General features: G+C 66.0%; 1 protein-coding gene. It reads right to left on the bottom strand.

Annotation, left to right across the window (positions count from 1 at the left end):
- Positions 1-190 (bottom strand): winged helix-turn-helix transcriptional regulator (locus AC1DYK_RS36210; RefSeq protein ID WP_478170658.1); only part of this gene is annotated, 190 nt, incomplete at its 3' end.
- Positions 191-376: the final 186 nt, after the last annotated feature.

Below are 376 nucleotides of genomic sequence, written 5' to 3' on the forward strand. Positions count from 1 at the left end.
CGTTGGCTCCGATGGGCGAGTAGAACGCGTCCCCCCAGTTCATCAGAGCGTGCACGATCGGCCACAGCTCGACGCCCTTGTCGGTCAGCCTGTACTCGACGCCCGCGGTCGCGTCCTCGTCACGGATGAGCACACCTTCATGCACGAGGGACTTCAGCCGGTTGGACAGGACGGCGCGCGGGATCTTCAGCTGAGCGGCGAAGCCGCCTGGACCACCGGGCCCGCTTCAACGTGATCGAAGCCGGCGGCGCTCCGCAAGCTCTTCGACGGCACAAACGCAGGCCAGCTGCTCGTGCGGGTCGGACCCTCATGAACCGTGTCCACCCCACCGCCACACCCAGCCGGAGAACACCAACACATCAACGAGGAGTACCAC

It is taken from the genome of Variovorax sp. P2_H12 (assembly GCF_056403395.1).